Raw genomic sequence first — 13,247 nt, 5'->3', positions numbered from 1 at the left:
CGAACACAGAAGTTAAGCCCACCAGCGCCGATGGTACTGCGAAAGCGGGAGAGTAGGCCGCCGCCAGTTTTTATTTTATTTTTAAAGTCTCATGCAAAAGCATGGGACTTTTTTTGTGCCCCATGGTGAACCCAAGAGGCACCACACACACCGTATGCCCCACCTGCACAGGGAAGGCAACACCAAGATCAATCAAGGTCAATCATTATCATTATATTCACTGCCTGTCACTAGCCCCGATAGCAACGGTTACCCCGCAGCAGGGAAAAGGCCCACAAGGACAAGGCTGTTGGAAGCCTAGGCGCGAGGAGTATGAGTGGATAGCGGGATTAGGCTCCTGATGATGCTTCTTTTCTAAATAGTGGTTGGACAGCTTATTGATTGTCACCCCATAACTTACCATATTGAATTTCTAAAAATTACTTCTCTTTACATTAAAAAAATCACTAATATTGGAAATAAAAGCGAAATCCGAAAAGCTTTGATAGAGTAGGAACATCTAAAACAAATTAACCATGAAAAATTTAGTAAAAATTTCAAGAGAGAATTTAAAATCACTTAAGGGAAGCGGAGGACCTGGCTGTCCGGATGATCCGGCATTTGGAATGTGTTATCCAACGGGATGGCCCAACGGAATTTGTATGACTAAATATCAGTGTTGTATTCAAATTGGTCACCCAAAAGACTTTTGTAGAGAAGAATATTTATAATTAGCCAATATCTAAATCAAACTAAAACGGCTATCTCAAAACTGAGATAGCCGTCTTTTTATTTATAAATTTATTAATCAAATCAGACTTGAATAACTCCCAAGTTGAATTTCTCTGTAATAGGAGCGTGGTTAGCGGCTTCTATTCCCATAGAGATCCACTTTCTGGTATCTGCAGGGTTGATAATGGCATCAGTCCATAATCTAGCTGCTGCATAGGTAGATTCAGTTTGTTTTTGGTATTTTTTTGTAATGGTATTCAGAATTTCGTTGTGTTCTTCTTCTGAAATTTCTTTGCCTTGTTTTTTTAGGGTTGATTCCTGGATTTGTGCCAGTACTTTTGCCGCCTGAGCTCCTCCCATTACTGCCAGATCAGCCCAAGGCCATGCAACAATAAGTCTAGGGTCATAGGCTTTTCCACACATCGCATAGTTTCCTGCCCCGTATGAGTTTCCTGTAATAATGGTGAATTTTGGAACAACAGAATTGGAAACTGCATTTACCATTTTAGCACCATCTTTAATGATCCCGCCATGTTCTGATTTTGAACCTACCATAAATCCGGTAACGTCCTGTAGGAAGATTAAAGGTATTTTTCTTTGATTACAGTTGGCAATGAATCGGGTTGCTTTATCAGCAGAATCGGAATAGATAACCCCGCCAAATTGCATTTCACCCTTACCACTTTTAACCAGTTTTCTCTGATTGGCTACAATTCCTACAGACCAGCCGTCAACTCTTGCAGTGGCACAGATGATACTCTTGCCATAGTCGGGTTTGTATTCTTCATATTCAGAGTTATCCACAATACATTTAATAATTTCGTAGGTATCATATTGCTCGGCTCTTGACACGGGCATAATTCCGAAAATATTATCCGGGCTTTCTTTAGGAGGGAAGCTTTCTATTCTATCAAAGCCTGCTTTTTCAGTACTTCCGATAGATTTCATGATATTCTTGATTCTGTTAAGGGCATCTTTATCATCTTTAGCCTTATAATCGGTAACTCCTGAGATAGAGCAGTGTGTGGTAGCTCCTCCAAGTGTCTCATTATCGATGCTTTCTCCGATTGCAGCCTTTACAAGATAGCTTCCGGCAAGGAAAATGGAACCTGTTTTATCCACAATCATAGCTTCATCACTCATAATAGGCAGATAGGCTCCTCCAGCTACACAGCTACCCATTACGGCTGAGATCTGGATAATTCCCATAGAACTCATCTTGGCATTATTTCTGAAGATTCTTCCAAAGTGTTCTTTGTCCGGAAAAATTTCATCCTGCATGGGAAGATAAACTCCTGCAGAATCTACCAGATAGATGATGGGTAACTTATTTTCCATAGCAATTTCCTGTGCTCTCAGGTTTTTCTTTCCTGTAATTGGAAACCACGCACCTGCTTTTACAGAGGCATCATTGGCAACCACAATACACTGTCTTCCGGAAACATATCCGATAACAATGACAACACCACCACTAGGACATCCTCCATGCTCTTCATACATTTCATAGCCTGCAAACGCTCCAATTTCTATGGAATCTGAACCTTTATCAAGAAGATAGTCTATTCTCTCTCTTGCAGTCATTTTTCCTTCATCACGAAGCTTTTGAAGCCTCTTTTCACCGCCTCCTTTTTTGATCTCGGCAAGCAAGCGATTTATCTCTGATAATTTTAATCTGTTCTGATCTTCTCGTTTGTTGAATTCGATGTCCATAGAATTTTCAATTTTTTACGCTTAAAGATACTATTTTTATGAGGAATATGAATTGGAAGTAAAACAAGTGTTTAATAGTTTGGTTATTAGTAAATTGTGAAATTTTTAACAAAAAAATATTTTCAAATAATTTATATTTTTTCTAACTTTACATAAGAGTAAGAGCGGAGATATTCTCTGCGAAATACTCTGTTCCTAGTTTATTTTTTTAATAGTTTATTATTTGAAGGCCCTGAAAGTTTAACCAATTTTCAGGGTTTTTTTATGATCCAGTATTCCTAGTAATATTTCCTATATTCTAATATAGTAAGATTGGTGACAGGATTTTTATACTTTGTATATCTCTTGAATAGAATAAATCCCAGTTTTTCCGGAATTTGTTTGCTGGCTATATTTTCTTCATCTACAGGATATAGAATATATTTAAAAGTAAAATTATTTTCTAGAAACTCAATGAGAGCTATTATGATTTCAGTTCCTAATCCATTTCCTTGAGAATTCTTTTTTAACCAAAGTCCCAGCTCAATAGATTCTTCTGTTATATTATGAATGCCACAGCATCCGGTAAAATCTCCATTTGAATCCAGAGCAACCATTACCAGATCTGTATTTTGTAATAAGTTTTTTTTTGATTCTTCAACAAAGCTTACAATATCATTTCTGCTACCTTGTGGGTTAAAGGGCATATATCGGGTGACATCACTCGTAAAATGCTCTAAAATATCATCTATATAGGAGTCTTCAACAGGCTGCAAAGTGAGACGCTCAGTTTTGATTTTTATATTTGGATTTAACATCATATTCTTAAAGGAAGAGTGTTGTTTTTCATTTCTTTTGAACTGTTTTTTCAGAAAATTAACAGAATAAGGTATCCATTAGAAAGAAAAACGATTAAAAAACTTTATTTATCACTTTTTTATTAATGTAAATTTATATTTTTTGTAAGATTTATAAAAGTCTATGTGTAAATTTGCATGTTAAAAAATTAAAGAAGATAGGACATGCAAAAATTAGCACTTTTCAGATTGCACTTAATAGTATTTTTATGGGGATTCACTGCAATTTTAGGAAAACTGATTCATGCCAATGCCCATATTCTGGTATTTTACAGAATGCTCTTTGCAGCTATTTTTCTTTTTGTATTTATCAGGGTGTATAAAAAGGAAAGCATTAAGGTTTCCAAAAAAATATTTTTTCAGCTGGCGGCCATAGGTCTTGCCATGGCGCTCCATTGGTATTGTTTCTTTTATTCTATTAAAGTTTCAAACGTTTCTATTGCATTAAGCTGTCTTTCTTTATCTACTCTTTTTGCCTCGATATTAGAACCTATTATTTTTAAAAGAAAGATCGATGTATCGGAAGTAGTAATGGGAACAGTGATTGTTGCCTGTATTTTATTGATTTTTAAAACAGAATTTCATTTTAAGGAAGGTATTATATATGGAATTCTCTGTGCTGTTTTTGGAACTATTTTTTCAGTTTTCAATGGTAAAATGTTTGGTAAGACAAGCTCAGGGAACATTATTTTTTACGAAATTTTCTGTGGTTGGTTCATTTTAATGTTGTTTTATCTGTTCTCAGGTCAAATTTTTCAAATGAATGAAATAAACTATAGGGATCTGGCGTTAATATGCTTGTTGGCCAGTGTTTTTACTGCTTTTCCGATGCTGGAATCAGTGAAATTGATGAAGTATATATCGCCTTTTACTCTAATTTTAACAGTTAATTTGGAACCTGTTTACGGAATTATACTAGCTTTTTTTATCTTTGGGGAATCAGAACATATGAGCCCGATATTTTATATTGCTTCAGCTGTTATGATACTGGCAATCATTGTAAATGGATTAATGAAAGCCAGGAAAACAAAAAAACTTTAACTAGCATCAATTTTTATGATGAAAAAATATTTTTTACTTGCATTTTCACTGCTCTTTGGGCTGTCTCAATCCCAGATTATCAGGAAATATTCCAATGAATTCTTAAATATCGGAGCCGGGGCACGAGGACTGGCAATGGGAGGAGCTGTTATTTCCAATCAGGATGATGTATACTCACCAATGTGGAACCCGGCAGGTTTAATGTCTATTGAAAAAGACTGGCAGGGAGCTGCAATGCACGCTGAATACTTTGAATCTATTGCTAAATATGATTATCTGGCGTACGCTAAGGTATTGGAAGAGGGTGTTTTTGGAGTTTCAGTGGTGAGACTTGGAGTAGATAATATTTTGAATACGACCCAGATGATTGATTCTGAAGGGAATATTGATTACGATAAGATTACAAAATTCTCCCAGTCCGACTATGCGGCTATACTTTCTTATGCATTCCGACCTGGTGGAAATCCTAACTTAGATGTAGGGGTAAATGCAAAAATTGTTTATAGAAATGTAGGGAAATTTGCAAACGGATATGGTTTCGGATTTGATGTAGGTGCCATCTATAAGGGGGAAAACGGATGGAAATTCGGGGGTATGGTAAGAGATATTACTACTACGGTTAACTTCTGGAGCATCAATCAAAAGGAATTATCAACAGTAGTGAATGGGGAAGAGTTTAACCCTGCGCCAAAGGATAAAATGGAACTTACAATGCCTAAGCTTAATGTGGGAGCAAGTAAGTTATTTGAAATCAATAGTAGTGTATATGTGTTACCAGAGGCAGGGATCAATGTAGATTTTGCAAAAACAGCTTCATTAATTTCTACAGATTTTGCAAGTATCAGTCCTTATGCAGGAGCAGAATTAGGGTATCAGAAAATGATCTTTGTGAGATTGGGGATCAACAGATTTCAGTCTATTACAGATATTGAAGATTTAAAGAGAAAAGTTTCCTTCCAGCCTAGCGCGGGTATTGGGATCAGGTATAGAGGACTTACACTGGACTATGCCATTACCAATTCAGGGATAGGCGGGTCTAATTTTTATTCTAATTTCTTCTCGCTTAAACTGGATATGGGAGCATTCAGAAATGATTAAAATGACGAAAATGAAAAAAATATCGATAATGTTGTTGGCGGTATGTTCAACAGCTATTTTTGGACAAAAAGTTTCAGACTATAAATATATATCTGTTCCGGAAAAATTCCAGACATTTAAGAATAATAGTTATGGTTTGGAAGCTTACTTATCAAAAGCTTTAAAAAGCAAAAGTTATGTGGTTCTGCCTGCAAATGTAGACCAATGGCCATCAGAGGCTAAGGATAATTCTTGCAATATTATTACTGCTGATGTTTTGAATGATAAAAGCCTATTTACAAATAAAGTAATAGTACAATTTAAGGATTGTAATAACAAAATTATTCTTGAATCTAAAGGACGTTCCGACATAAAAGAATTTGAAGAAGGTTTTCCTGATGCATTAAAGCAGGCATTGGTAAAAGTTGGTGTTTCCAGCCCAACAGAGATGCTTCCAGCTCAAACACAGGCTTCAAATGCTACCAATACTGTTCAGAGTTCAGCTGTTGAAAAAACGACTTCATCAGTTTCAACAGTAGCAGCAGTAGCAACAACTGCAAGCAATTATTCTAACGGTAAAACAGATTTGCAGAAAATACAAATTGATGCTAATCAGTTTATTTTGGCAAAATCAGGAAGTTCAGTACCATTTGCTGTTTTTAAAACAACATCCAGAAAAGATGTATTTATTGTAAAGCTGGCTGACGGAAATACTACCATAGGCTACTTTGAAAACGGGAATATTGTAATTGATATCCCACAGGCAGACGGAAGATATGTTAAAGAAATTTTTTCTGCGAAATAGATAATAATTCTTTACCCGATATAAATAAAATAAGCTCTTGAAAAAGAGCTTATTCGTTTTTAATATGTTGATGTGTTTTTTCTCTTTTTAAGACATGTACATTCGTATTTCAACGTTGTCATGTAATAATGCAGCCATTAGTAATAAAAAAATGTATTTAAAATAAAGGATATTACCAACGGGTATTATAAATGGTAAATTTACAAAATGAGAATTTTTTTCATGGTATTATTGCTTTTGATTAATAATACTAATTTACGAAAAAAATATAAATAACACTATTATTTAATATAAATTTTAAAATTATTTACATTTCATTGTTTTTTATGTGTTTTTTTAAGGGTTTTTAAGTATTTGTATCTCTTATTTGGGAAATAAGAGTGTGATGAATGATTGATGCTAAAAGTTCAAATATTTGTGAATAACTTACCCGTAAAATTTAAATGATCAGCCATTGGTATTGAAAAATTCCCAAATCACCTTAGCTTTACTTTTTCCTAAAATCTCTTCTAGGGTTTCCAAATTCGATTCTTTAATTCGTTTAACGGATTTAAGCTTGGATAGTAATAATTCAATGGTTTTTTCTCCTACACCTGGAATTTCTTCCAATTCAGATTTTATGGTAGAATTTTTTCTTCTTGTTCTGTGATGCTTTACCCCAAAACGGTGAGCTTCATCCCGCACTCTTTGCAAAATCTTTAAGGTTTCAGATTTTTTATCAAGATACAATGGAATAGGATCTTCCGGGAAGAAGATTTCTTCAAGCCTTTTGGCAATACCTACAATGGTTATTTTTCCATAAAGTCCTAATAACCTTAGGCTTTTTACAGCGGATGATAACTGTCCTTTTCCTCCATCAATAAGTATCAGCTGTGGAAGATTTTCACCCTCATCCAGCATTCTTTTGTAGCGGCGGTAGATAACTTCTTCCATTGTGGCAAAGTCATTAGGGCCTTCCACTGTTCTAGGATGGAAAATTCTGTAGTCAGCCTTGCTTGGTTTACCATCTTTAAAAACCACACAGGCAGAAACAGGATTCGTTCCCTGAATATTTGAGTTATCAAATCCTTCAATATGTCTTGGTTCTACAGGCATTCTGAGCAGTTTCTGCATTTCAGCCATGATTCGGTTGGTATGTCTTTCCGGATCAATAATCTGCACCTGCTTCAGTTTTTCAAGACGATATTCCTTTGCATTTTTTTCAGAAAGCTCCACAATTCGCTTTTTATCACCAACCTTAGGAACAATAAGCTTCACATTCGGAATTTCTACAGAGAGGTGGAAAGGGAGAAGAACCTCCTTTGAATCGGATGAAAATTTCTGTCGGATTTCAATAAGGGCTTCCTCCATGATATCTTCATCTGTTTCTTCCAGAATTTTTTTGATCTCTGTGGTAAAGCTCTGAATGATATTTCCGTTTCTTATCTTAAAGAAGTTAATGTAGGCGGCAGTTTCATCACTGGTCATTCCAAAGACATCTACATCATCAATATTGGGGTTTACAACGGTATTCTTGGCCTGATAGTCTTCTAGGATATCCAATCTCTCCTTAATGATCTGAGCTTCTTCAAACTGAAGATTAGAAGCCAGTTTCATCATTTGATTAACCAGATATTCCTTTGCTTTTCGGAAATCTCCCTTAATGATCCCACGGATGGAATCTATCTTTTCATCATATTCATCCTTGCTTTCAAGATCCTCACAAGGACCCTCACAGTTTTTGATATGATATTCCAGACAGACCTTATATTTTCCTTCGGCTATTTTGTTGGGAGCAAGATTCAGGTTGCAGGTTCTGAGTTTATAAATATGCTTAATGGTATCCAATAAAATCTTTGCAGGACGAACCTTTGCATAAGGACCATAATATTCAGAACCATCCTTGATTACATTTCTGGTCAGAAAAATTCTTGGAAAATCTTCATTTTTGATACAAATCCAGGGATAAGTTTTATCATCTTTCAACATCACGTTATAAAACGGCTGATGCTCCTTGATCAGATTATTTTCCAGTAAAAGGGCGTCGTATTCGCTGTTCACAATTGTTGTTTCCAGACGCTGGATCTTACCGACCATTATTTTAATTCTATACCCGGATAGATTTTTATTGAAGTAGGAGAGAACCCTCTTCTTTAAATTTTTTGCCTTTCCGACATACAGGAGCTGTTCGTTTTTATCATAATAACGATAAACGCCGGGTTCGGATGGTAAGGTTTTGAGCTGTAATTCTAAAGAAGGATTCATATAACAAAATTAAGGAAACTTTCCTTATTAAAAAGAAGAAAACCTGCAGGAAGATCTACAGGTTTTAATTCAAATATTTAAACAGATTATCCGTTTGTCATCGCAGTGTATTCGCTGATAAGAAAGCTGAAATAATCCCATTCAACGGAATTTTTAGGGTATTTTTTGACAAATTCAGAATTATCACCAAAAAGAAAATCATAATTGTCCTCGAAATCATCCTTGTGAAGCCAAATAATTTTATCTCCTTTTTTTACATAATAGGATTTGATAACGCCACCACCAAGCTGTGGAGATCCCATTACGGAAAAACCTGTTGTTTCTTTAGCCCTTGGATCATGGTATACAGAAATGATATCATCAAAACCAGGATTGATGACCTGCATTAGAAATTCCTTTTCGTCTTTTTTATTCTTTAAAGAAACCGTTTGGTTTACAAAATAAATTCTGTCGTTGTTGGTATTTTTCGTTAGTTTCTTGGTGCTGTAATTTCTGATGTTCCCCATGTACTTTGAAACCTTCATTATTTTTTCTCCGTTGCTTGGATAAACATACATTTCACTGATCTGATCAGCATTAAACTTTGCTGTCTTTTTAGTAATACTGTCTTTGATGGCCACCTCATAAATTTGCCCCTTTTTTGTTTCGATGCTGTTACAGAAGCCTTTGTGAGAACTCCCGTCTTTTAGAGTAATGGTTGATGTTTTTTTAGGAGAGGGTGTATTAAAGCCTTCGTTGAAGAGATACATCTCCATTTTTTTGATATCTTCTTTGGAGTATTTTACTTTCTGGGCGAAAGTTGTGGTACCTGCAACGCATAAAGCAAGCAGTAAAGTTTTCAGTCTCATGGATTATTGTTTTTAATTTCGGTGCTAAAAATAGTAAATTAAATTACTTCTTTTCATAAAAAGATAGAACGATGAAATTTAGTTTCTCCAGTTATGGTTAAATGCGTAATTTTAAGAAAATTTTTTAGAAATGATATACGGAGTAGATGTCTTTACTTTCCATGATGTTCTGGAAATATGTAAAAAGCCAAATAAAGCCAAGCTGAATAAAGCGGCCAAAGAACAAATTTTAAAATCTCAGAGAAACGTACAGAAAATAGTAGAATCCGATAGATGTGTATATGGGATTAATACAGGATTCGGACCATTGTGCGATACTAAAATATCAGCTGATGAAACAGCTCAGTTACAGTATAACCTTATTATTTCTCATGCAGTAGGAGTTGGAAAACCAATTGATAAGGAACTTTCCAAAATTATGATGATTGCTAAGGTTCATGCCCTGTCAAAAGGATTTTCAGGGGTTTCCTTAGAAGTGATTGAAAGAATGATCCTGATGCTTGAAAAAGATATCATTCCTGTAGTTCCTGAGCAGGGTTCTGTAGGTGCTTCCGGAGATTTGGCTCCTTTAGCACATCTTGTACTGCCTTTATTGGGATTAGGACAGGTTTGGGAAGGGGATAAAGTTTCCAATACGATGGAAGTATTGCAGAAAAATAATCTTGAAGCATTGACTTTAGGTCCAAAAGAAGGGTTAGGATTAATCAATGGAACACAGTTTATTCTGGCCCATGCGATAAAAGGACTTGAAAAATTTGAATATTTATTGGATCTTGCAGATGTAACTGCAGCAATGAGTATTGAAGCATACAGAGGTTCGGCAAGCCCGTTCAAAAAAGAACTTCATGAGATCAGACCTTTCGCAGGAAGTAAAAAAGTAGCTGCAAGAATGCTGAAATTTTTAAAAGGATCAGAAAATATGCAGGCTCATGAAGATTGTGAGAGAGTTCAGGATCCTTATTCCATGAGATGTGTACCACAGGTTCACGGGGCAAGTAGAAATTCTTTTGAACACCTGAAAGGAATGGCAGAAACAGAACTAAATTCTGTAACAGATAACCCAATTGTACTAAGTGCCGAAGAATCTATTTCCGGAGGAAACTTCCACGGACAGCTGATGGCTCTACCTTTAGATTACGCAACATTGGCTGCTGCAGAATTAGGAAATATTTCAGACAGAAGAAGCTATTTATTATTGGAAGGAAAATATGGTCTTCCAAGATTATTGACAGAAAGCTCAGGATTAAACTCAGGATTCATGATTCCTCAGTATACTTCCGCAGCTTTGGTTACTGAAAACAAAACATTATGTTTCCCTGCATCTGCAGACTCTATTCCAACCAGTTTAGGACAAGAGGATCATGTTTCCATGGGAAGTATCTCCGGAAGAAAATTCAATCAGGTTCTTGGAAATCTTGTCAATATTCTATCTGTTGAATTAATGTTTGCAGCACAAGGGCTTGAATTCAGAAGACCGGCTAAGTGCTCTAAATTGATTGAAGAAAACTACACTATTCTTCGTTCTAAGGTTGCTAAACTTGAAGACGACAGATTGATCGGACAGGATATGCTAGCCATTGCGGAGCTTATCAATGAAAGAAAGTTTGTTGTAAACTAATCAAAAATAAAATGAAAAGCTTCCGAAAGGAAGCTTTTTTGTTTACTGTCACCATTAAACTTTAATTAAAAAATGAATATACTTAGAACAGATTCTAATCATCCGGATTTTCAAAATCTTGTTAAGCACCTTGATGCAACTCTGGCAGAACATAATGGAGATGATCATGAGTTCTTTGATCAATTTAACAAAATTGATACAATTAAAAACTGTATCGTTGTATACATTGATGAAGCTCCGGCTGCTTGTGGGGCTTTCAAGGAGTTTTCAATGGATACTGTAGAGATTAAAAGGATGTTTACAAATCCGAAATTCAGGAAAAAAGGACTAGGAACCACCATTGTAAATGAATTGGAAGACTGGGCGAAGGCATTAGGTTATAAAAAAGCAGTACTGGAAACTTCCCAGGATCTGAAAAATGCGATTTCTGTTTATGAAAAATGTGGCTTCTACAAGATTCCTAATTATGGTCAATACATAGGTGTTGATAACAGTGTATGCTATGAAAAAAGAGTAGGATAGTAAACTTGAAATTTCAATATAAAAACCAACAAGAATTAAGAATACTTTTTAATTATAAAAATATTGCTATTTGGGTGAGTGATCGTTCCTATTCTCTGTAGGGAGCGGTTTTATCACATTATTCTTTTTCCTTTTCTTTAAAATAATATAAAGCATAAGAGTTTGGTTTCTAACAGGTAATTAATATTCATGTAATGCTAAATTCATTTTTTTTAAATTTGTAATTCCCGCTAAAGTGTTATATTGTGGCTCCAACCAAAATTATAACATATGAAAAAAAGTGTATTCTTCCTGGCATTATTTCTTGCCTTAAACTCTTGTACCACAGGGGAACTTCAAAATGAAAATCCAAATATTGAAGTAACTCAAAAAGGTCCATTGACAGAAAAACAGATCAATGAAAGAATTAACCAAGCCATTAAAACGGATGGAGCATTCAATTGGAAAAATGAATCAGATCATTTTCTTTGGAGTGCTGTTTTTCATGGAAATAGAATGGTATCTGTAGGGTTTGGTTCATCTAAGGATGATTTTGACAGAAGTAAGTCTCCGGATAATCAGGCAATGGAAAATGAAATTCTATCTGTCATCAAAAAATATGAAGGAGTAGAAACCGCAAGATTTCTCCTTACCACAGATAAGTATCTTAATCAGATGGATGTCATTATTGACAAGGAAGAAACTTTGACAGCTCTTCGTCAAATGAAGACCATCCGTTATGTGGAGCCGGCAGACTATCACTATTTTGAAAATGAAGCTAAGTTGAATACAGCAGGAAGATCTTCTGGCAGCGGTTCTTCCGGATGTGGTTTCTCATCAGCCACATTAAATGCGGTAGATTATACTTCTACCACTCCAAGTGCAAAAATTCCATGGGCATTTACAAAACATAATATTCCTGAAGCGTGGGGCTATAGTACCGGAGCGGGAGTAACAATAGGTCTTATTGATACCGGCGTTTCTCCAGAACAGACCTTATTGGGAGGAAGCTTTAATAATGGAGCTTCATCAGGAAGAACAATCAGTAAAGTAGGGGCTTATAATTCTGACGGCTCAGTGGATCAGTGCGGGCACGGAACAAAAATGGCTTCTGTAATGACCGCACCAAGAAATAATGCAGGATTGCCTGTAGGTGTAGCTTATAATGCTAATTTAATTGCCTACCGTGCTGCTGAGAATGTTGTACTAGAGACTTCCAGTGAGCAGAATGGAGTGAAAACTGCATTTACGGATCTTGGGAATAATACCAATGTAAAGATCATATCCATGTCAATGGGACATATTTTTTCCGTAGGGAAAATTGAAGATGGAGTGAAGTACGCCTATGCCAGAGGAAAATTGATTTTTTGTGCAGGGGGAACTTCTACCAGTTTTACAAATTTTGTAGGCGTTATTTTCCCGGCATCAATGTCCGAAACGCAGGCAATAACAGGAGTGAAAGAGGGTACTTCCAATCAGAAGTGTGATGTTTGCCACTCCGGAAGCCAAATTGACTTTACATTCCAGATGGAAAGAGCTTCAGGAAGTACGGTTCCGGTTTTAAGCTATTATAACGGACAGGCAGATTATGTAGGTGGATCTTCAGTAGCTACTGCAGCTACCGCAGGAATTGCGGCTTTGGTTTGGTCCAAAAATCCATCATGGACAAGAGATCAGGTCCTTAATAAAATGAGACAGGCAGCAACCTATTATCCAAATGTGAATTCAAGCTATGGGTACGGAAATATAAATGTTTTAAAAGCAGTACAATAAACATATTCTATATAAAAGAAAAGGAAATATCTCCACTGAGGTATTTCCTTTTTTTATTTTTTTGAAAAATATTTCTTTAGGTT

11 protein-coding genes and 1 rRNA gene are annotated in these 13,247 nt (G+C 35.7%); 8 read left to right on the top strand and 4 right to left on the bottom strand.

The annotated features are described in order from the left end of the window. Nucleotides 1–69: ribosomal RNA gene (rrf, locus tag C7D53_RS21295) — 5S ribosomal RNA — on the top strand; the annotation flags it as partial. A 446-nt stretch (nt 70–515) separates the two neighbouring features. Beyond that, on the top strand, nt 516–710 hold the full coding sequence (locus tag C7D53_RS16095; protein WP_106917426.1) for a hypothetical protein: 195 nt from the start codon (nt 516–518) through the stop codon (nt 708–710). An 82-nt stretch (nt 711–792) separates the two neighbouring features. Here C7D53_RS16095 and C7D53_RS16090 read toward each other — a convergent pair whose 3' ends face one another. Both C7D53_RS16090 and C7D53_RS16085 read right to left on the bottom strand, forming a co-directional pair. After that, nucleotides 793–2,421, bottom strand: a complete 1,629-nt coding sequence (locus C7D53_RS16090) for an acyl-CoA carboxylase subunit beta (RefSeq protein ID WP_106917425.1) — start codon at nt 2,419–2,421, stop codon at nt 793–795. A 278-nt stretch (nt 2,422–2,699) separates the two neighbouring features. Next, nucleotides 2,700–3,221: a GNAT family N-acetyltransferase gene (locus C7D53_RS16085; protein ID WP_106917424.1), complete on the bottom strand. Its 522-nt coding sequence runs from the start codon at nt 3,219–3,221 to the stop codon at nt 2,700–2,702. A 201-nt stretch (nt 3,222–3,422) separates the two neighbouring features. On the opposite strand from C7D53_RS16085, the gene C7D53_RS16080 reads away from it, so the two are divergent. From C7D53_RS16080 to C7D53_RS16070, 3 genes are read left to right on the top strand one after another with little or no spacing between them, the layout of a single operon-like run. Beyond that, nucleotides 3,423–4,298 (top strand): DMT family transporter, encoded by an 876-nt coding sequence (locus C7D53_RS16080; RefSeq protein WP_106917423.1) that lies wholly within the window; start codon nt 3,423–3,425, stop codon nt 4,296–4,298. 15 nt (nt 4,299–4,313) lie between these two features. After that, nucleotides 4,314–5,396 (top strand): putative type IX sorting system protein PorV2, encoded by a 1,083-nt coding sequence (locus tag C7D53_RS16075; protein WP_076356084.1) that lies wholly within the window; start codon nt 4,314–4,316, stop codon nt 5,394–5,396. A gap of 10 nt (nt 5,397–5,406) precedes the next feature. Further along, on the top strand, nt 5,407–6,180 hold the full coding sequence (locus tag C7D53_RS16070; RefSeq protein ID WP_228422386.1) for a hypothetical protein: 774 nt from the start codon (nt 5,407–5,409) through the stop codon (nt 6,178–6,180). Nucleotides 6,181–6,627: 447 nt separating this feature from the next. Here C7D53_RS16070 and uvrC read toward each other — a convergent pair whose 3' ends face one another. Next, nucleotides 6,628–8,424 carry an excinuclease ABC subunit UvrC gene (gene uvrC, locus C7D53_RS16065; protein WP_106917421.1) on the bottom strand — a complete coding sequence of 599 codons (1,797 nt, stop codon included), beginning with the start codon at nt 8,422–8,424 and terminating at the stop codon, nt 6,628–6,630. An 86-nt stretch (nt 8,425–8,510) separates the two neighbouring features. Further along, nucleotides 8,511–9,272 (bottom strand): hypothetical protein, encoded by a 762-nt coding sequence (locus tag C7D53_RS16060; protein WP_106917420.1) that lies wholly within the window; start codon nt 9,270–9,272, stop codon nt 8,511–8,513. Nucleotides 9,273–9,402: 130 nt separating this feature from the next. Here C7D53_RS16060 and hutH point away from each other — a divergent pair, with 130 nt between their 5' ends. From hutH to C7D53_RS16045, 3 genes are all read left to right on the top strand, one after another. Continuing rightward, a complete protein-coding gene (gene hutH, locus C7D53_RS16055) occupies nt 9,403–10,890 on the top strand; it encodes a histidine ammonia-lyase (RefSeq protein WP_106917419.1) in 1,488 nt (495 codons plus the stop codon). 72 nt (nt 10,891–10,962) lie between these two features. After that, nucleotides 10,963–11,412: a GNAT family N-acetyltransferase gene (locus C7D53_RS16050; RefSeq protein ID WP_106917418.1), complete on the top strand. Its 450-nt coding sequence runs from the start codon at nt 10,963–10,965 to the stop codon at nt 11,410–11,412. 270 nt (nt 11,413–11,682) lie between these two features. Beyond that, complete coding sequence (locus C7D53_RS16045; protein ID WP_106917417.1) at nt 11,683–13,164, top strand: S8 family peptidase; 1,482 nt, start codon at nt 11,683–11,685, stop codon at nt 13,162–13,164. The last annotated feature ends 83 nt before the right edge of the window (nt 13,165–13,247 follow it).

The sequence above is a fragment of the Chryseobacterium aurantiacum genome (genome assembly GCF_003020585.1).
GTDB classification, from domain to species: Bacteria; Bacteroidota; Bacteroidia; order Flavobacteriales; family Weeksellaceae; genus Chryseobacterium; species Chryseobacterium aurantiacum.
Note: the sequence above shows the minus strand (reverse complement) of the source record. Positions and strands in the feature narration are given on the sequence as shown.